The sequence below is a fragment of the Amycolatopsis kentuckyensis genome (genome assembly GCF_041679295.1).
Lineage (GTDB): Bacteria > Actinomycetota > Actinomycetes > Mycobacteriales > Pseudonocardiaceae > Amycolatopsis > Amycolatopsis kentuckyensis_A.
Map to the genome: position 1 here is coordinate 566167 of NZ_JBGDMD010000006.1, position 18557 is coordinate 584723.

20 protein-coding genes are annotated in these 18557 nt (G+C 71.2%); 11 read left to right on the forward strand and 9 right to left on the reverse strand.

Annotated elements, in window-relative coordinates; genetic code table 11:
* The first annotated feature begins 87 nt into the window (after positions 1–87).
* Together ACERZO_RS27875 and ACERZO_RS27880 are read left to right on the forward strand one after the other, a co-directional pair.
* Positions 88–1413: a hypothetical protein gene (locus ACERZO_RS27875; RefSeq protein ID WP_372667713.1), complete on the forward strand. Its 1326-nt coding sequence runs from the start codon at positions 88–90 to the stop codon at positions 1411–1413.
* 179 nt (positions 1414–1592) lie between these two features.
* Positions 1593–3104: a hypothetical protein gene (locus ACERZO_RS27880; RefSeq protein WP_372667714.1), complete on the forward strand. Its 1512-nt coding sequence runs from the start codon at positions 1593–1595 to the stop codon at positions 3102–3104.
* 4 nt (positions 3105–3108) lie between these two features.
* Here the strand turns inward: ACERZO_RS27880 and ACERZO_RS27885 are convergent, their stop codons facing one another.
* The 3 genes from ACERZO_RS27885 to ACERZO_RS27895 all read right to left on the reverse strand — a co-directional run bounded on the left by ACERZO_RS27885 (position 3109) and on the right by ACERZO_RS27895 (position 5087).
* Positions 3109–3252 (reverse strand): hypothetical protein, encoded by a 144-nt coding sequence (locus ACERZO_RS27885; protein ID WP_372667915.1) that lies wholly within the window; start codon positions 3250–3252, stop codon positions 3109–3111.
* A gap of 175 nt (positions 3253–3427) precedes the next feature.
* Positions 3428–4360, reverse strand: coding sequence for a type I pantothenate kinase (gene coaA, locus ACERZO_RS27890; RefSeq protein ID WP_329053240.1), 933 nt, complete (start codon positions 4358–4360; stop codon positions 3428–3430).
* A 112-nt stretch (positions 4361–4472) separates the two neighbouring features.
* A complete protein-coding gene (locus tag ACERZO_RS27895) occupies positions 4473–5087 on the reverse strand; it encodes a macro domain-containing protein (RefSeq protein WP_372667715.1) in 615 nt (204 codons plus the stop codon).
* 90 nt (positions 5088–5177) lie between these two features.
* On the opposite strand from ACERZO_RS27895, the gene pheA reads away from it, so the two are divergent.
* The 3 genes from pheA to ACERZO_RS27910 all read left to right on the forward strand — a co-directional run bounded on the left by pheA (position 5178) and on the right by ACERZO_RS27910 (position 7464).
* On the forward strand, positions 5178–6086 hold the full coding sequence (gene pheA, locus ACERZO_RS27900; RefSeq protein WP_372667716.1) for a prephenate dehydratase: 909 nt from the start codon (positions 5178–5180) through the stop codon (positions 6084–6086).
* On the forward strand, positions 6083–6700 hold the full coding sequence (locus ACERZO_RS27905) for a histidine phosphatase family protein (protein ID WP_372667717.1): 618 nt from the start codon (positions 6083–6085) through the stop codon (positions 6698–6700). The genes pheA and ACERZO_RS27905 overlap by 4 nt, the downstream gene beginning before the upstream one ends.
* A gap of 122 nt (positions 6701–6822) precedes the next feature.
* Positions 6823–7464 carry a DUF4232 domain-containing protein gene (locus tag ACERZO_RS27910; protein WP_372667718.1) on the forward strand — a complete coding sequence of 214 codons (642 nt, stop codon included), beginning with the start codon at positions 6823–6825 and terminating at the stop codon, positions 7462–7464.
* Position 7465: 1 nt separating this feature from the next.
* Here ACERZO_RS27910 and ACERZO_RS27915 read toward each other — a convergent pair whose 3' ends face one another.
* From ACERZO_RS27915 to ACERZO_RS27930, 4 genes are all read right to left on the reverse strand, one after another.
* Complete coding sequence (locus ACERZO_RS27915; RefSeq protein WP_372667719.1) at positions 7466–7948, reverse strand: hypothetical protein; 483 nt, start codon at positions 7946–7948, stop codon at positions 7466–7468.
* A 38-nt stretch (positions 7949–7986) separates the two neighbouring features.
* Positions 7987–9243, reverse strand: a complete 1257-nt coding sequence (locus ACERZO_RS27920) for an MFS transporter (RefSeq protein WP_372667720.1) — start codon at positions 9241–9243, stop codon at positions 7987–7989.
* A gap of 73 nt (positions 9244–9316) precedes the next feature.
* A complete protein-coding gene (locus tag ACERZO_RS27925) occupies positions 9317–9667 on the reverse strand; it encodes a metallopeptidase family protein (RefSeq protein ID WP_372667721.1) in 351 nt (116 codons plus the stop codon).
* Complete coding sequence (locus ACERZO_RS27930) at positions 9667–10695, reverse strand: septum formation family protein (RefSeq protein ID WP_372667722.1); 1029 nt, start codon at positions 10693–10695, stop codon at positions 9667–9669. Before ACERZO_RS27930 ends, ACERZO_RS27925 begins: the two co-directional genes overlap by 1 nt.
* 94 nt (positions 10696–10789) lie before the next feature.
* On the opposite strand from ACERZO_RS27930, the gene ACERZO_RS27935 reads away from it, so the two are divergent.
* The 4 genes from ACERZO_RS27935 to ACERZO_RS27950 all read left to right on the forward strand — a co-directional run bounded on the left by ACERZO_RS27935 (position 10790) and on the right by ACERZO_RS27950 (position 14033).
* The gene (locus tag ACERZO_RS27935; protein WP_372667723.1) at positions 10790–11401 is read left to right on the forward strand and encodes a hypothetical protein; all 612 of its coding nucleotides are present in this window, start codon (positions 10790–10792) and stop codon (positions 11399–11401) included.
* Positions 11402–12568: a glutathionylspermidine synthase family protein gene (locus tag ACERZO_RS27940; protein ID WP_372667724.1), complete on the forward strand. Its 1167-nt coding sequence runs from the start codon at positions 11402–11404 to the stop codon at positions 12566–12568. It begins immediately after the preceding gene.
* Positions 12569–12612: 44 nt separating this feature from the next.
* Positions 12613–13065: a DUF350 domain-containing protein gene (locus ACERZO_RS27945; protein ID WP_285477840.1), complete on the forward strand. Its 453-nt coding sequence runs from the start codon at positions 12613–12615 to the stop codon at positions 13063–13065.
* Between the two features lie 62 nt (positions 13066–13127).
* Complete coding sequence (locus tag ACERZO_RS27950) at positions 13128–14033, forward strand: haloalkane dehalogenase (protein WP_372667725.1); 906 nt, start codon at positions 13128–13130, stop codon at positions 14031–14033.
* Here the strand turns inward: ACERZO_RS27950 and ACERZO_RS27955 are convergent.
* A complete protein-coding gene (locus tag ACERZO_RS27955; protein ID WP_444843235.1) occupies positions 14030–14875 on the reverse strand; it encodes a helix-turn-helix transcriptional regulator in 846 nt (281 codons plus the stop codon). The two genes, ACERZO_RS27950 and ACERZO_RS27955, sit on opposite strands and share 4 nt — an antisense overlap.
* Before the next feature lie 102 nt (positions 14876–14977).
* Between ACERZO_RS27955 and ACERZO_RS27960 the strand changes: the two genes are divergently transcribed.
* Positions 14978–15898, forward strand: a complete 921-nt coding sequence (locus ACERZO_RS27960) for an SDR family NAD(P)-dependent oxidoreductase (protein ID WP_372667727.1) — start codon at positions 14978–14980, stop codon at positions 15896–15898.
* Here the strand turns inward: ACERZO_RS27960 and ACERZO_RS27965 are convergent.
* Positions 15863–17158 (reverse strand): aspartate aminotransferase family protein, encoded by a 1296-nt coding sequence (locus tag ACERZO_RS27965; protein ID WP_372667728.1) that lies wholly within the window; start codon positions 17156–17158, stop codon positions 15863–15865. The two genes, ACERZO_RS27960 and ACERZO_RS27965, sit on opposite strands and share 36 nt — an antisense overlap.
* Before the next feature lie 118 nt (positions 17159–17276).
* On the opposite strand from ACERZO_RS27965, the gene serS reads away from it, so the two are divergent.
* Positions 17277–18539, forward strand: coding sequence for a serine--tRNA ligase (gene serS, locus ACERZO_RS27970; protein WP_372667729.1), 1263 nt, complete (start codon positions 17277–17279; stop codon positions 18537–18539).
* Positions 18540–18557 lie beyond the last annotated feature (18 nt).

Below are 18557 nucleotides of genomic sequence, written 5' to 3' on the forward strand. Positions count from 1 at the left end.
GACGTCACAACCAGTCACGCACTACGCCGAAAAGAGCACGCGGTTGGACCACACGCCGGACTGGCGCGGTCGGGCAGACTGGTCCGCGTGAGTCCCCACTCGGATCTTCGCCCCTACCTGCGCACTTTGGACGCGGAGACGCTGGCGGACCTCCTGCACGTCCAGGCCGAGCGTGACCCTGAGTTGCGGCATTCGCTCGAACTGCGCGCCGCCACCCAATCCGGTGACGTCAGCGAAGCGCACCGCCTGCTCGACACCGCGGTGCCCGGCGGGAACGGCGAGTACACCGCGAAGGTCGGCGCCGTCCTCGACACGCTGCAGCGGATGCTCGACGCCGGCAGCCGGGCCGACCTGGCTCCGCTCGCCCGTCGCACGGTCGACGACATCAGCGAGGTGCTGGAGCAGTCCGGCGACCACGCGGGCGACCTCGGCGACCGGCTGGACCGCGCCGTCGAGCTGTACGCCCGGGCGTGCGCCGCCCGGCCGCCCGACCCGGAGAAGCTGGCCGACTGGATCCTCGAGGTCGAGTTCGACGGCCCCGGCCGCCCGGCGATCGACCTCGCCGACTTCGCGGCGGCGCTGGGCGAACCCGGCCTGCGCCGGATCAAGTCCACTGTGGACGACGTGCTCGCGGCGAGCGGGCCCGGCCACCGCCGGGACGTCGCCGAAGGGCTGCGCGAACAGCTGGCCGAGGTGCTCGGTGACGTCGACGAGCTGGTCGCGATCCTCTCGGCCAAGCCGCCGCGGCGCGACGTCAGCCTCAAGATCGTCCGGGTGCTGCGGGCCGCCGGGCGGCACAGCGAGGCCATCGCGCACGCCGCCCGCGCGCTCACCCAGGACAAGAAGCCGCCCGAGCCCGAACCCGCACCCGACGACGAAACGTCCCGCCGTCGCCAGGAGTTCGACGCCGAGCCGGGCCGCGAGACGTACGCCGCGTTGCGCGAAGCCGCGACGGCCGGCGGGAAGTGGCCCGCGCAGCGCCGGGCCGCGCTGGCGTGCCTGCGCGAACGCGCCGCGGAGGGCGGGGCCGACGAGCTGGTCCGCGTCCTGCTCGACGACGGCCGTCCCGACGAAGCCTGGCGCGCGTGCGTGCGGTTCGGGGCGTCGCCGGAGCTGAAGCTCGAACTCGCCGAGCAGCGCGCCGCGGAGCACCCGGCCGAGACGATCCCGGTCTTCCGCGAGCACGTCGACGAGCTCATCGAGCGCAAGGACCCGCAGGCCTACCAGGAAGCCGCGCGCCGGCTGAAGCTGTTGCGCACCTTGCACAAGCGCGCCGGGACGCCGGACGAATTCACCGCTTACCTGGCGGCGCTGGTGGAAACCCACCGCCGGAAAACCCGCCTGATCACGGAAATCCGGACCGCGCGCATTGCTTTGCCGAAAGCCGTAACCCCCTCGCGCACCCCTCGTTGACCGAGGTGAACCGGTGATTCACGTGCACCGGGACATCGAAGGCCCGCCACGGGCGGTGACGCCTCTGGCCAGCGATGTCGCGGTGGCCCTGTCCCGCCGTCCGGCTCGGCGCCTCCCCGTCGAGCACCCGGCGGGACCCGCGCCAGGGCCACCGCGACCAGCTCTGAAACGATGACCGCATGAGCCCGGTGAGTCGCGCCCGCAAGAAGGCACCGCAGCCCGTCACCCACAGCGTGACCGGCCTGTTCAAGGACGTCCTGAACGACTTTTCCGCGCTGGGCGCCGACCCCGCGCCGGTGGACGTCGAGCTGCTCGCCTCCGAGGTCCTCGGCCAGTTCCGCGAGGTGCCCCTCGAGGAGGGCGACGAGCCGCTGGGCCTCGAGCTGATCGCCTTCGCGCAGCGCAAGATCACGCCGGGCGCCGCCGCGCTGCTGGCCGCCCTGAAGGTCGTCGCGGAGACCGACGTCGAGCGCAAGGCCGCCGAAGACGGCTTGCAGGTCGTCCTCGGCCGCGGCATCCCCGCGCCGAGCTGGGCCGGGGCGCTGGGCCAGGTCACCGCCGGCGAGTGCTGGCGGACCGGGGACGTCTACGGCGACGAGTCGTCGCTGCTCTGCGTCTTCACCCACGCCGACCAGGCGCACGGCCTGCTCGCGCTGCTCGACTTCACCGAGGGCGGCCGGGTGCGGGACCTCGTCGTGATCGAGCAGCCCGAGGAGGTGCTCGCCGAGATGCGGGCGCAGGCCGACGCCGACCCGGAGCTGGTCGCCTTCGAAGCGGTCGACCCCGCCGAAGCGCACCGCCTGCTGTCGGACGGCCTCGCCGCGACCGACCACCTCGACGACGCCGACGTCAGCGAGGACTACGCGCGCTTCCACGCGGTCGCGCTGACGTGGTCGCGCGCGCTGCCGGAGCCCGCGCTCGTCCCCGAGGTCGCCGAGTGGTCCGACACCGAACGCGCTGCCGTCGTCGAGCAGTTCGTCGCGGCGAGCGGCGAGGACGCCGGCGCCGCCCGCGCGATCGGGCGCCTGCTGCTGGAGCACGGCCTGGCCACCGACCCCGCGAACCCGCTGCGCGTCGGGCCGGAGAAGATCGCGCGGTTCCTCGAAGGGCTGCTGGGCGAGGAGTTCGAGCTCGACGCCGAACACGAGGACGCCGTCGAGCCGGTCGTGCTGGCCTGGGTGCAGTGGACGGCGGACCGCGCCGGGCTGACCGAGACCGCGGTCGCCGCGCTCGACGAGGCCGTCGCCGACTACCTCAGCGAGTACTCCGACGAGGACGACTCGCCGCTCGAGCGCTACTTCGGCGACGTCGGCGAGCTGTCACCGACCGAGCTGGCGGACGCGCTGGAACGCCGGATGTTCGCCGTGCCGTCGCTGACCACGGAGATCGAGGACGAAGAGGTCGACCTCGACCCCACCGACCCCGAGCAGCGCCGGGCGCTGGTCATCGCCGAGGCCGACGAGGACGAGGAAGAGCAGCGGCTGGTGCTGCGCGCGACGATCGTCGACCAGCTGTGGGACGACGAGCCGGCCGAAGCCTGGCAGGCCGTGCAGCGCCTGCAGGAGGGCGAGCTCGACCGCGACGAGATCTTCGAGCAGCTGATCGACGCTCTGGAGGGCAGCTTGCTGGAGTCCGAGGAATCGCTCGAATACGACGCCGACGCCTACGTGGAGGCGCTGACCGAACTTTGACGCGCTACGGGCGGGGGCCGGCCGGTTCGGTGGCCTTCGCCCGGCGCCGCTCCTGGATCCGGTCGTCGAAGTCGACGACGAAGGTTCCGGCGGCCATCGCGATCAGCAAGGCCAGACCCAGCACCGCACCGACCCACGTGAGGATCATCGCGAACATCGTGGGCCTCCTCCCCAGCTCAGAGCCGTTTTCCTGACTCCTTCAGGGTCGCTTTCCGAACGGGCGTCCGGTATCGGCCAACCGGTTAGGCCTCGCTGCCTCCCCTCGGCCGATCGGCCGGTGTTCGGGGGCGCAGCGTGCGGATGGTGCGCGTGTGGGTGACGGATCAGAGCTTGCGCAGGCGGACACGGTTGATGGCGTGGTCGCAGTCCTTGCGCAGCACGAGCGTCGCCCGCGGGCGCGTCGGCTTGATGTTCTCCATCAGGTTCGGCTCGTTGATCGACCGCCACAGGTGCCGCGCTTCGGCGCGGGCCTCGTCGTCGGGCAGGCCGGCGAAGTGGTGGAAGTGCGACGCCGGGTCGGCGAACGCCGTGTGCCGCAGCTCGAGGAAGCGCTCGATGTACCAGCGCTGGATGTCGTCGGTGTGCGCGTCGACGTAGATCGAGAAGTCGAAGAGGTCGGACACCATCAGCCGCGGGCCCGGCTGCAGCACGTTGAGGCCTTCGACGATGAGGATGTCCGGCTGCTGCACGACCTGCTCCTGGCCGGGCAGGATGTCGTAGGCCAGGTGCGAGTACACCGGCGCGGCCACGCGCTCGGCGCCCGACTTCACCTCGGTGACGAACCGCAGCAGCGCGCGGCGGTCGTAGCTCTCGGGGAAGCCCTTGCGGTGCATGATCCCGCGCCGCATCAGCTCGGCGCGCGGGTACAGGAACCCGTCGGTGGTGACCAGGTCGACGCGGGGGTGGTCCGGCCAGCGGGCGAGCAGAGTGCGCAGGATGCGGGCGGTGGTCGACTTGCCGACCGCGACGCTCCCGGCGATGCCGATGACGAACGGGACCTTCGTGCCGCGGGAGTCGTCACCGAGGAACGTCGTGGTCGCTTCGTAGAGCCGCTGGCGCGCGGCGACCTGCAGGTTGATCAGACGGGACAGCGGGAGGTAGACGTCGGCGACCTCGGCCAGGTCGACCTGCTCGCCCAGGCCGCGCAGCCGCAGCAGTTCGGCGGCGGTCAACGGCAACGGCGTCGAACTTCGCAGTTCTTTCCACTGTTCGCGGTGCAGCTCGACATAGGGGCTGAGTTCGCGGACCCGGGTCATCGCACACTCCTCGGCCGTCGCCTGCACTGGCGGACGTTCACCTGCGTGATTAACGGTAGGGCTTACGGCCGGTGAACGCGCTGTGATGTAGTCCACCCCGGGTTTCGGGTGATCACCGCGTGTGACGGAAGACCTCTTCCCACGCCGCCGCGACCTGGCGCGCGCACGTGGCCGGGTCGACGCCGCCGACGCCCGTGCCCAGGCCCGGCATCGCGATCGTGTCGACGATCTCCCGGACCGGCCCGTCGTCGAGCTGCCCGTCGCGCCACTGCAGGAACACCGCGCGCGCCGCGAGGTAGGGGTGCACGGTGTCGGCGGGCAGCCGCTCGCCGGGCTCGCGCATGGTCGGCGCGCTGATCAGCCACGCCGGCTCGGCCTCGCCGGTCGGCACGACGACGGCCTCGCCGATCGGCACCTCACCGCCGTGAAAAGCCAAAACGGCACTGCGGACGCTCTGCTCGACCCCGGGGAACGCCCGCGCGTAGACGGCGTCGATACCGCCGCGCATCCAGCCGTAGGAGTTGGCCGGGCTGACCACGGCCTGGGCGACGACGTCGAGGACCGACCCGCGGTGCACCCGGACCCGGCCCGTCAGCTTCTTCGCAGCGGCGGCCCACGCGGTGGCGAGTGGTTCATCGACGGCGCACAGCACCAGCTCCGGTGTGCGAGGGGAGACCGGCGGGTGCGTGCCCTCACGGCCGGTGTGCGTGCCCGAGTCGGCGGTCACGCCCTTAGCATCGCAAAAAATGCCACCGGGCGTAACCAGTTGGCGTACCGGCTGTCCGAGTGAAAGTCGCCACCCCCGTAGCCTGGGGATGTGTCACGCATCGCATACTTCGGCCCCCAGGGGACCTTCACCGAACAGGCCGCGCGGGTCCTCGCCGGCGGCGGCGAACTGATTCCGGTCGAGACCGTCCGGCTGGCGATGACGGCCGTCCGCAAGGGCGAGGCGGACGCCGCGTGCGTCCCCATCGAAAACTCGGTCGAGGGCGTGGTGCCCGCCACCCTCGACGCGCTCAGCGAGTCGACCCCGCTGGTCGCCGTCGCCGAGGCGATCCTGCCGATCCACTTCAGCGTGCTGACCCGGCGCGGCGGCGGCGACATCAAGACCGTCGCCAGCCACCCGCACGCGCTCGCGCAGGTCCGCGAGTGGCTGGAGACGAACCTGCCGGACGCGACCCCGGTGGCGTCGTCGTCGACCTCGGCAGCCGCGGTCGGCGTGCTGGAGGGCCAGTTCGACGCGGCGGTGTGCGCGCCGGTCGCCGTCGAGCACTACGACCTCGACGTGCTGGCCACTGAGGTCGCCGACGTCAGCGACGCGGCCACGCGGTTCCTGCTGGTCCGCCCGCCTGGCGAGCTGCCGGAGCCGACGGGCGCCGACCGGACGTCCGTCGTCGCCGCGGCCGTGAACCGCACCGGCACCCTGGCCGAGCTGCTCACCGCGCTGGCCGACCGCGGGATCAACCTGACCCGGCTCGACGCGCGGCCGACGCGCAACAACTTCGGCGAGTACCGCTTCTTCATCGACTTCGAGGGCCACCTCGCCGAGCCGCGGATCCTCGACGCGCTGACGGCGTTGCGCCGGCACTGCCGCAACCTGCGGTTCCTCGGCTCGCACCCGCGTGCCGACGGGACGCGCACCACGATCGAGCCCGGCTTCGGCAACGACGACTTCGTCGAAGCCGCCGTGTGGGCCGACGCGGTCCGCAAGGGGGACCTGGCGTGAGGTTGCTGCTCATCCGCCACGGGCAGACCGAAGGGAACGTCCGCGGCGCGCTCGACACCGCCCTGCCCGGCCCGCCGCTGACCGAACTGGGCCGCACGCAGGCCGAAGACCTCGCGTTCCGGTTGTCGGGGGAGCCGATCGCCGCGGTCTACGCGTCGCAGGCGACCCGCGCGCAGCAGACGGCCGCGCCGCTGGCCGCGCAGTTCGACCTGGACGTCCAGGTCGTCGACGGCGTCCACGAGGTGACCGCCGGCGACCTGGAGGGCGCGACCGACCACGAGTCGATCCGGACGTACATGGAGACCGTGCGGCGGTGGACGCTCGGCGAGCTGGCGGCGGCGCTGCCCGGCGGCGAGAGCGGCACCGACGTGCGCACCCGCATGCTCGACGCGGTCGGCACCCTGCGCGCCAAGCACGAGCAGGCCGATCCGGACAGCGTCATCGCCCTGGTCAGCCACGGTGGCGCGATCCGGCTCTCGGCCGAGTGGCTGGCGGCGAACGTCCACGCCGACGTCGCCAACGCGGCCCTCATCCCGAACACCGGCCTGGTCGAGCTGGAAGCGCGGCCGGACGGTCAGTGGCACTGCCTCACTTGGGTTGACACGCCGCTCTGATCGTCACGAAAGTGTGATCCCGTCACGTTTAAGACACGTTTGGTGGGGAATTAACGAGGCGAACCAACCTGCCGGAGATCCGTACGTCTACCCAGTAGCACCACACCAGGGAGGCGATTGACATGGTTCGGACGAAGCTTTCTCGGTTGCTGCCGGTGGTCGCGGCTTCGGCGGGCGTCCTCGCGCTTTCCGCCTGCGGGAGCGGCGGGACCACGAACGCGGCGAGCAGCTCGACGCCGTCGACGACGGCATCGCCCACCTCCACCACCGTCACCTCGACCGCGCCCAGCGCGAGCAGCTCGACGGCCGCCGCGCCGCCGGTCGCGCAGCCGGCCGACAACGGCCTCTGCAAGGCCGGCGACGTCACGCTGTCGCTCGGCCAGGGCGACGCCGGCGCCGGTTCGGTCTACCGGCCGCTGCTGATCAAGAACACCAGCGCGAAGCCGTGCGAGATCCAGGGCTTCCCCGGGGTCTCCTACGTGGCCGGCACCGACGGACACCAGGTCGGCAAGGACGCGTTCCGCGAAGGCACCAAGGGCAACGCGGTCAAGCTGGACCCGGGCCAGACGGCGGCCGCCGACATCCAGTTCGTCAACGTGCAGAACTTCGACCCGGGCACCTGCCAGCCGACGCCGGTGAAGGGCCTGCGGATCTACCTGCCGCAGGAGACCGCGTCGAAGTTCGTGCCGAGCGACGGCACGGCCTGCGCGAGCACGAAGATCCCGGGTAACCAGCTGTCGGTGAAGACGGTCCACCCGGCCTGACCTAAATGCGGCCGCAGATCTCCTGCGCCTGCACGAGGTGCCGCTGGCCGGAGATGTCGTTGAAGTGCAGGCTGAGCACCATCCTGGCGACGCCGTCGATGTGGTCGGCCAGCGGCTGGTAGGTGGCGTTGACCTGGGCCGCGGCCGCGGAGAGCTCGCGTGCCGCGGTCATCCGGTGCAGCCGTTCGGGGGTGAGGCCGGGCGTCAGCGACGGCTGCGTGTCCCGGCTCGTGTCCGGCAGCTCGCCGACGCGGTCGAGGGCCTGGCACGCGGCCAGCGCGTCGTCGAGCGCGCCCGCGTGCACGCCGGACAGGCCCCACAGCAGCCCGAGCACGCCGCCGCCGAGCACGAACCCGGCCACCGCGCACAGCACGAGCAGCCGCCGTGACTGCGGTGGCGCCGCTTTGACCTCCTCGGACTCGCCCGGAGGCTCGTCGAAGTCGGGGCCGGCGTCGGTGCCGGTTCCGGGGTCCACGGTGCGCATAGCCGCCTCCCACCACCTGGGTGCTGAGACATTTCAGCTCACAAACCCGGTTCCTGGTGCTGTAGCGGCGCGGCTGAGTCCGATTTGTCATCCAGCGGGAAGCGCCGCAGCGCGACGGCCGCGAACGCGGCGATCACCAGCATCGCCAGCCCCGAGACGGCGAACGTCCGCGCCGCCGTGCCGAGCGCGGTGGTCAGCACCCCGCCGAGCAGCGCGCCGAGCGGGATCGCGCCCCAGACGACCGTGCGCCACACCCCGAGCACCCGGCCGAGCAGCTCGCCGGGCACGAGCGTGTGCCGGGCGGTCGCGAGCACGACGTTCACCGCGACGACGGCGGCCGCGAACAGCCCGAACAGCGCGGCGCCCGCGACCGGCGAGCGCACCAGGCCCATCCCGCCGAACCCGGCGCCGCAGCAGACGATCCCGCCGGCCACGACCGCGCGCCGCCCGGCCGCGCGCACCAGCCGCGGGGCGACGCCCGCGCCGAGCAGCCCGCCGATGCCGCCGACGAACGCGAAGAACCCGAAGGTCGCGTCGGACAGGTGGAGGTCGTCGAGCGCGTAGAGCACCAGCTGCGCCTGCGCGAGCTCGCTGACCAGGCTGAGCAGCCCGGCGATGACGACCAGCCGCAGCAGCAGCGCGTTGCCGCGGAGCCAGCGCAGGCCGTCGGCCAGCTCGGTGCGCAACCGCGCCGGCTGCGCCTCGCCGCGGCCGCGGTAGGTACCGGCCAGCCCGAGCAGGACCGCGGCCGCGAGCGCGAAGCCCACGGAGTTGAGGAAGAACGGGAAGGCGGCGAAGAGCGCGAAGGTCATGCTGCCGATCGGGCCGCCGAGGAACGTCTGGCCGACGATCTCGCACGCCTGGAGCTTGCTGTTCGCGCTGTCGAGCGAGCCGTCGCCGACGACGGCCGGGACCAGGGCGTTGGCCGCGCTGTCCGCGATCGTTTCGGCGGTGCCGATGACCAGGGCGGTCAGGTAGACCAGCCAGATCGTCATCCCGCCGGCGGCGACGAGCACGGCGAGGGTGCCGACCGCGACCGCGCGGGCCGTGTTGGCGACGATCATCGCGCGCCGCCGGTCGATCCGGTCGACCAGCGCGCCGGCGACGGCGGCGAAGAGCAGCCACGGCAGGAACTGCGTCGCGGAGAGCCCGGCGATGAGCACGGGGTCGTGGGTCAGGGTCGTGGCCAGCAGGGGCAGGGCCACCTTGCCGATGCCGTCGCCCAGGTGGGAGGCGGCGCTCGACGTCAGCAGCCACGTGAGTCTTCGAGCAGGGTGCACCGGATCCCCCAGCACTCATCGCAGTCGCCCAATGACTTCGGGTAACAGGATAAGCGCGCGGTCAGCCGCCGGTGGTCACGTTGTGGCTTCAGCCCCAGCCGAGCTCGTGCAGCCGGGCGTCGTCGATGCCGAAGTGGTGTCCCAGCTCGTGCACGACGGTGATCAGGACCTCTTCGACGACCTCGTCCTCGTCCTCGCACATCGACAGGATCGGCTGCCGGTAGATCGAGATCCGGTCGGGCAGCACCCCGCCGTACGAGGACGTCCGCTCGGTCAGCGCGATCCCGTGGTAGAGCCCGAGGATGTCCGGCGCCTCGTCGTTGAACTCCTCGACGAGCACGACGACGTTGTCCATCGCCCGCGCGAACTCGGGCGGCACCTCGTCCAGGGCTTCCGAGACCAGTTCCTCGAACCGCTCCCGGCTCATCTCGACGGGCATCAGCCGTTCGTCTTCGTCGACGGCGGGGCGGAGCTCGACGTCGCCGGTCCGCCGCCCCCGTCCGACGGCGGGCCGCCGTCCTGGGGCTGGCCGCCGTCCGGGCCCGCCGGGGCGGCCTTGACGCTGCCGGTCACCGCCTGCAGGCCGCTCTTGTCGGGCAGGAGCGCCGCGACCTTGCAGTTGACCTTCGTCGAACCGGCGTCCCAGCTCTCCTGTTCCCGCAGGTCCCAGGTCAGGATCAGCTTCTTCGCGTCGAGGTCGGCACCGTCGGTGTACGTCGCCGCCTGCTTGGTGCACTCGGTGTCGAGCCACGCCTTCTGGTCGTCCTGCTTCGGGTAGGCGTCCTTGAACTTCGACTTGAGGTCGAGGGTCGCGATGATCTCGTAGGAGTGCGGCTTCGCGCAGTCGATCGGGTCGCCGACGCCCTTGCCCTGCAGCGCGAGGCAGGTGCCCGGCTCGAACACGAGCGACTGGTCCTGCTCCTTCGCCGGCCCGGTGGTCGGCAGCAGCTTGCCGGCCGGGCCCGCCCACTGCAGGCCGCACCGCAGCTGGCGGTCGCCGTCGTCCCACTGCGACGGCGTCGGGCGCAGCAGGTTCGTCGTCAGCTTCCCGTACGGATCGAGGTTGTGGCCGAGGTAGGGCTTCACGTCCGAGGAGCACTTCTGCTGCGCGATCTGCTGCCACTGGTCCAGCGACGGCACCGGCGCGCCCTCCGGGTACTGCGCGCCGATGTCGACGAGCGCGGTCACCTCGAACAGGTGCGGCTGGGTGCAGACGACCTTGCGAGCGTCGCTCGCGTCCGGGTTGTCCCAGGTCAAGCAGCTGCCCGGCGGCGAATGGAAGGCTTCCTCGGCCGCCGCCGAGAGCCTGCCCGTCCCGCCGCCGGCGCCACCGGCGAAGCCGCCGCTGCCGCTGAACAGGACGCTGAGGGCGAGCGCGATGAGCGCGCCCGCGAAGATCCCGCCCATCACGACGCGGGTGCGCAGCGTCTGCGTGGCGGCAGGGAACCGATCGGCGCTGGGAGACATCGCAGTCCATGATGCCCGCGCCGCGCGAGACGTGCGCGATCCGGGTGGTTAGGGTGGGTCACGGTTTCGTGAGGCCGGGGATTACGGAGCGCACATGACGCAGGACAACAACACTGGGGACCAGCCGCCCCCCGAGCCGCCGAAGCGCGGTTCGATGAGATTCCAGGACTCGAACACCCGTCCCAAGGAGCCCTCGCTCGCCGAGCAGCGCGCGCGTCAGCAGGCCTTGGTCCAGGAGGAGCGGGACGAGGAACTCGCCCGCCAGGCCGACGCGAAGGCGGCGACCCGGCGCAAGATCCTCATCGGCAGCGGCGTCACGGTCGGGCTCGTCGGCCTGGTCGCGACGTTCTACACGGTCGCCAAGCCGCAGGGCGAGGTCACCGCCGTCTGCACCGACTCGAACGGCATCGTCCAGAACGACGACAACTGCGACGAGAACTACGTCACCAGCCACCACGGCTACTCCAGCGGCGGCTTCTGGTTCATCCCGATCGGTGGCGGCGGTTACCAGAGCTACCGGTACAACTACGGCGGTACCGGCACGATCGGCCAGCCCGTCACCGGGGGGTCCTACGACCCGCCGTCGTCGCGGACCAGCGTCAACACGAAGTCCGGCAAATCCGTCCAGCGCGGCGGCTTCGGCATCAGCGGCAAGAGCGGCAGCACCGGGAGCACCGGCGGCAGCGGCAAGAGCGGGGGATCGTAGGTGTACCGGGACCGGCGTGAGCCGCGGCGCGACTGGCAGCGGATCGTCGAAGAGCAGGGGCTCGTCTACGGCACGCCGGCCCGCGACGCCAGTGGCCGGGTGCGGCCGTACTGGGACGAGTCGGTGCACTACGTCTTCGACATGGACGAGGTCCTCTCGCTCGAGGCGGACGTCGAACTGCTGCACTCGATGTGCCTGGAGGCCGTCGACAACGTCGTGACGACCGAGGGCTACCAGCGGTTCGGCATCCCCGAGTGGGTCTGGCCGCACATCGCCGAGTCGTGGAAGCGGCAGGACCCGCACGTCTACGGCCGGTTCGACCTGCGCTACGACGGCAAGTCGCCGGCGAAGCTGCTGGAGTACAACGCGGACACGCCGACCACGCTGCTCGAGGCGTCGCTGCTGCAGTGGCACTGGAAGACCGACGTCTTCCCGGACGACGATCAGTGGAACTCGATCCACGAGAAGCTCGTCGAGCGCTGGGCGTTCCTGCAGGACAAGCTGCCGTCGAACGAGCTGCACTTCACGTGGTCGGCCGCGGATCCGAGCGGCGAGGACAACGTCACCACGGCGTACCTGCAGGAGACCGCGGCGGAGGCCGGCCTGGACACGGTGGGCCTGGCGATCGAGGAGATCGGCTGGGACCCGGTGCTCAAGCGGTTCGTCGACCTCGAAGAGTCGCAGATGGCGACCGTGCTGAAGCTGTACCCGTGGGAGTGGGTGGTCGACGAGGAGTTCGGCCGCCACGCCGTCGAGTCGCTGCCGCGGACGCTGTGGATCGAGCCGCTCTGGAAGATGATCCTCTCCAACAAGACGCTGCTGGCGATCCTGTGGGAGAACTACCCGGGCCACCCGAACCTGCTGCCGGCGTTCGCCGACGACCCGGGGCTGCTGACGGAGTACGTCCGCAAGCCGAAGCTGGGCCGCGAAGGCGCGAACGTCCAGATCGTCGCGACCGGCTACGAGACCCAGACCGACGGCGTCTACGGCGCCGAAGGCTTCGTCTACCAGGCGTTCGACCCGCTGCCCGAGTTCGACGGCTACCGGCCGGCGCTGGGCGCGTGGATCGTCGGCGACAGCTCCGCCGGCCTGGGCATCCGGGAGACCGGCGGGCTCGTCACCGACGACGGTGCCGCATTTGTCCCACATCGCATCCCCGAAGCGTGATACAACACCGTCGCTGATCAGCCCTTTCTCCTGGGAGACAATTCGTGAACACGACCCTTGCGCTGTCCGACACGTTCGGCTCCGACCTCGTGCGGGGGATCGGCGCGATCCTGCTGTACGGCGTCATCGGCCTGCTGCTGATGTTCGCCGGCTTCTACGCGATCGACTGGACCACGCCGGGCAAGCTGTCGAAGCTCGTGACGCAGGGCCTGCCGAACGCGGTGATCGTGACCGCGTCCGGGATGCTCTCGATGGCGTTCATCGTCGTCGTGGCGATCTTCAACTCGGCGAGCGACCTCACCGAGGGCCTGATCACCTCGCTGGTCTACGGCCTGCTCGGGATCATCGTCCAGGTGATCGCGGTCCGGCTGCTGGAGTGGGCGACCCGCATCGACGTGGCGTCGACCATCGAGAGCGAGCACTTCGCCCCGGTGAGCATCGTCGTCGCGGCGGCGCACATCGGGCTGGGCCTCGTGGTGGCGGTCGGCATCTCCTGACGTCGTGGGCCGATCGGGCGTGATCGTGGCCGCGTTCGCCCGTTCGCACTAGCGTGGGGTTCGTGCGCCTGCTGAGGACACCGGACGACCGGTTCACGGACCTGCCCGACTTCCCCTTCGAGCCCGAGTACGTCGAGCTCGACGACCCCCACGGCGGCGTGATCAGAGTCGGTTACGTGGAGGCGGGCCCGGCCGACGGCCCGGTCGTCCTCCTGCTGCACGGCGAACCGAGCTGGTCGTACCTGTACCGGAAGATGCTGCCGGTCCTGGCGTCGGCGGGCCTGCGCGCGATCGCGCCGGACCTGGTCGGCTTCGGCCGGTCCGACAAGCCGGGCGACCTGACCGACCACACGTACGCGCGCCACGTGGAGTGGATGCGCGGGTTCGCCTTCGACGCGCTGGACCTGCACGACGTGACGCTCGTCGGCCAGGACTGGGGCGGCCTGATCGGGCTGCGGCTGGTCGCGGAGAACCCCTCGCGGTTCGCGCGGGTGGTCGCGGCCAACACGGGCCTGCCCACGGGCGACGTCGACATGCCGCCGCAGTGGCATGCGTTCCGCGAGGCCGTCCAGAAGGCCCCGGTGCTGGACGTCGCCCGGTTCGTCCAGTCGGGCTGCCGGTCCACCTTGCCGGAAGAGGTGCGCGCGGCTTACGACGCGCCGTTCCCGAACGAGATGTACAAGGCGGCTCCGCGGGCGATGCCCGGGCTGGTGCCCTACCGGCCGGACGACCCGGCATCGGAAGCGAACCGCGCGGCGTGGAAGACGTTGACGGAGCTGGAAATCCCGTTCCTGGTGGCGTTTTCCGACGGCGACCCGATCACGGGCGGAATGGGCCCGATCCTGAAGCGCTCGATGCGCGGGGCGTCCGGTCTGAACCACCCGGTGATCGCGGACGCGGGGCACTTCCTGCAGGAGGACAAGGGCGAGGAACTGGCCCAGCACGTGGTGCGCTTCGTGCGGGGCTAGACGTCCAGCGACTGGGTGCCGAGGACGGTGGCCAGCTCCAAGCGGTCGGCGTCCTCGGTCCCCGGCTCGGCGGTGTAGACGCTGATGCGCAGGTCGTCCTGGGCGACGACCAGCGTGTCGCAGTCGAGGGTCAGCGGGCCGACCGCCGGGTGGTCGATCGTCTTGCGGCGGGACGGGTCCGGCAGCGGTGGTGGGGCCTCGGCGTCCCACAGCTCGGCGAAACGCGGGCTGCCCGCGGTCAGGTCGGCGATCAAGCGCCGCAACGCGTGGTCGGCGGGGTAGCGCGATGCCGTCAAGCGCAGGTCGGCCACCAACCGGGCCTCGTGCTCGGCCTGCTCCTTCGGACTGTGGACGACCCGTGACGGCAGGTGCGTGACGTTGCGCCACACGGCGTTGCGCTCCAGGCCGCGCCACGCGGTCGTGTCGCCCATCAGCGCGTTGTACGGCGCGTTGCCCAGCACCAGCGTCCAGCTCGCGTCGTAGACGACCACCGGCGTGTGCGACAGCCGGTCGAGCAGCCGCTGGACGCTCGGGGCGATCCGCGACGGGACGACGTCCGGACCCGGCGCGGCGTGCCCGGCCAGCCGGAACAGCAGGTCGCGTTCGACGTCGGACACGCGCAGCGCGCGGGCCAGCGACTCCACCACCTGTGCCGAAGGCGCCGTCGCGCGGCCTTGTTCGAGGCGGGTCAGGTAGTCGGCCGAGATGCCCGCGAGCGCGGCCAGCTCCTCGCGACGCAACCCACTCGCGCGGCGCCGCCGGCCAGCCGGGACGCCGACGGCCTCGGGTGCCACGCGATCGCGCCAGCGGCGGACCGTCCGGCCGAACTCCCACGCCTCCACACCGTCCATTCTGGACGAGCTGGCGTCCGTTGTCCTGGCCCTGGCAGTCCTACGAAAACCGGACGACTGGTTGCCGCCCGGCCGTCCTCGCAGGCTGGGGGCATGACCGAACCCGGCACCGTCCTCATCACCGGCCCGACCCGCAACCTGGGCCGCCACACCGTGCTGGCCCTCGCCGGCCGGCCCGAAAAGCCTGATCTGCTGCTCGTCGGCCGCGCCGGCCACGACCTGACGGCGGTCGCCGACGAAGCCCGTGCGCTCGGTGCGCGCGTCCGCGAGATCGGCTGCGACCTGGCGAGCCTGGAAGACGTCCGAAAAGCCGCGGCCACCGCGCGCGAGCTGCTCACGACCATGCGTCCGCTGCGCGCGCTGATCGCCAACGCCGGGGTCATGTCGGCCGACACCCGGCAGGCGTCGGCCGACGGCTACGAGCTGACCTTCGCCGTCAACTACCTCGCGCACGCCCAGCTGATCGGCGACCTGCTCGGCTCGTTCACCGCGCCGGCGCGGGTCGTGCTGATCGGCTCGAACACCTACCACGCCAACTTCTGGCGCAAGCTGCTCCACGTCGCCGAGGCGGACTGGGCGGACCCCGTCGAGCTGGCCCGCCCGGGCACCGGCGAGCCGAGCATGGAAGCCTCCGGCGTCGCCTACTCCAACGCCAAGCTGGCGATCCTCTACTACGCCCACGAGCTGCAGCGGCACACGGACGTCCACGTGTCCGTGTTCGAACCGGGCTGGATGCCCGGCACCGCGCTGGGCCGCGGCGCCCCAGCGGCGTTCCAGGCGATGAGCCGCGCGTTGGCCCGGATCCCCGGCGTTTCGACGCCACGGCGCTCGGGGCCGCTGCTGGCCGCGTTGGCCGTCGACGAGAAGTGGGCGCACCTGTGCGACGGCGCGTTCGTGGTGAAGGACAAGCTCACGGAGGTCCAGCCGGTCGCCCACGACCGTGGTCGTGAGCGACGGCTGTGGGAGGCGACCGCCGAGCTACTGGGCGAGCGCCGCGTGGGTGGCCGCCAGTGAGTCGACCAGGATGTCCAGCCCCTCCTGGGCTTCCTCGGCGGTCAACGTCATCGGCGGTCCCAGCCGCAGGACGTTGCCGTGCAGGCCGCCCTTGCCGATCAGCAGCCCGCGCTTCTTCGTCTCCTCCAGCATCCTCGCCGCCGCGGCCACGTTCGGCGAAGTCGTGCCCGGCTCGATCAGCTCGACGCCGATCATCAGCCCCTTGCCCCGGACCTCCGCCACGATCGGCGAGTCGCACGCCCGCAACCCCGACAGCAGCTGCGCGCCGCGAGCGGCGCAGTTGGCCTGCAGGTCGTGGTCCTTGATGTAGTCCAGCACCGCCGTCGCGCCGGCCATCGACACCGGGTTGCCGCCGAACGTCGAGAACGACTGGGCCTGGAAGCAGTCCAAGACGTCGCCGCGAGCCACGACGCCACCGACCGCGAGCCCGTTGCCGAGGCCCTTCGCGAACGTCATCATGTCCGGCGTCACGCCGTGGGCCTCGATGCCCCAGAAGTGCTCGCCCGTGCGGCCCCAGCCGGTCTGGACCTCGTCCGAGATGAACAGCACCCCGTAGGAATCAAGGACCTCCTTCATCGCCCGGAACAGCCCGTCCGGCGGGAGGCTGAACCCGCCCACGCCCTGGATCGGCTCGGCGATCAGGCAGGCGACGTCGCCCGCGGTCGCCGTATCGAGCACGTCCACCAGGTCCGCGACGCACGCGTCGATGTACGAAGCGTCGGAAAGCGAGCGGAACGGGCTGCGATAGCGGTAACCGCCGTGGACGTAGTTGACCTTCACCGGGCTCAGCGCCGACGCCGACCAGCCGCGGTTGCCGGTGATCGCGACCGTTCCGAAGGACCGGCCGTGGTAGGAGTTGCGCATCGCCAGGACCTGGTTGCTGCGCCGGAACTGCGTCGCCAGCATCAGCGCCGTGTCGTTGGCCTCGCTGCCCGAGTTCGTGAAGAACACCTTCGCGTCCGGGATGCCGGACAGCGCAGCGATCCGCTCGGCCAGCTCGACCTGCGAGCGGATCAGGTACAGCGTCGAGGTGTGGAGGATGCCCGTGTCGAGCTGCTTTCGGACTGCGTCGCCGATCTCCGCGACGTCGTAGCCCATCGAGTTGGTCAGCACACCGGCGAAGAAGTCGAGGTAGGTGCGGCCCTGCGAGTCCGTCATCCGCCGGTCGTGGGCGTGCACGATCTCGATCGGCTCTTCGTAGAGCAGTGACATCCAGGACGGCATGACTGCGCGGTGCCGGGCGAGCAGCTCATCGGTCATCGAACGCCTCCTCGGGGTCTCAAGCGAGTATGAGGAGGCCGTGAACAGCGCTTCAACGATCAGACTGTCGGGATAACCCAGTAGGGACGCACAGTCTGTACGGACTACCCTCTGACCCGTGATTGACCCCAGGACTCTGCGCGATGACCCGGAAGCCGTGCGCGCGTCGCAGCGCGCCCGTGGCGAAGACGAGGGAGTGGTCGACAAGCTGCTCTCCCTCGACTCCCGCCGCCGGTCTTCGATCGCGGCCGCCGACAAGCTGCGCAACGAGCAGAAGCTCCTGGGCAAGCAGATCCCGAAGGCGCCGCCGGAGGAGAAGCAGCAGCTGCTGGCCACGGCCAAGGAGCTCGCCGCGCAGGTCAAGGCGGCCGAGGCGGAGCAGAACACCGCGTCGGAGGAGTTCGACCAGCTGTTCCGGACCGTGCCGAACCTCGTGCACCCGGACGCCCCCGTCGGCGGCGAAGACGACTTCGCCGTCGTCAAGCACGTCGGCGAGCCGACGAAGTTCGACTTCACCCCGAAGGACCACCTCGAGCTGCTCGAAGCGCTCGGCGGCGTCGACATGGAACGCGGCGCCAAGGTGTCGGGCTCGCGGTTCTACTTCCTCACCGGCGTCGGCGCGCAGCTGCAGCTCGGCCTGCTCAACATGGCCATCGCGCAGGCGCTCGAAAACGGCTTCACGCCGATGATCACGCCGTCGCTGGTGCGCCCGGAGATCATGGCCGGCACCGGCTTCCTCGGCCAGCACTCGAGCGAGATCTACCACCTCGAGGACGACGACCTGTACCTCGTCGGGACGTCGGAGGTGCCGCTCGCCGGCTTCCACGCCGACGAGATCCTCGACCTGAACGACGGCCCGAACCGGTACGCGGGCTGGTCGTCCTGCTACCGGCGCGAGGCCGGCTCGTACGGCAAGGACACCCGCGGCATCATCCGCGTCCACCAGTTCGACAAGGTGGAGATGTTCGTCTACGCCAAGCCGGCCGACGCCGAGGCGGAGCACGAGCGGCTGCTGGGCTGGGAAGAGCAGATGCTCGCGAAGATCGAGGTGCCCTACCGGGTGATCGACACCGCGACCGGCGACCTCGGCACGTCCGCGCACCGCAAGTTCGACTGCGAGGCGTGGATCCCGACGCAGGACACCTACCGCGAGCTGACCTCGACGTCGAACTGCACGACGTTCCAGGCCCGCCGCCTCTCGGTCCGCTACCGCGACGAGAACGGCAAGCCGCAGATCGCCGCGACGCTCAACGGCACGCTGGCCACCACCCGCTGGATCGTCGCGATCGTCGAGAACCACCAGCAGGAGGACGGCTCCGTCCGCGTGCCGGAGGCGCTGCGCCCGTTCGTCGGCGGCAAGGAAGTCCTCACGCCCCGCTGATTTGGGTGGATCCCCGGT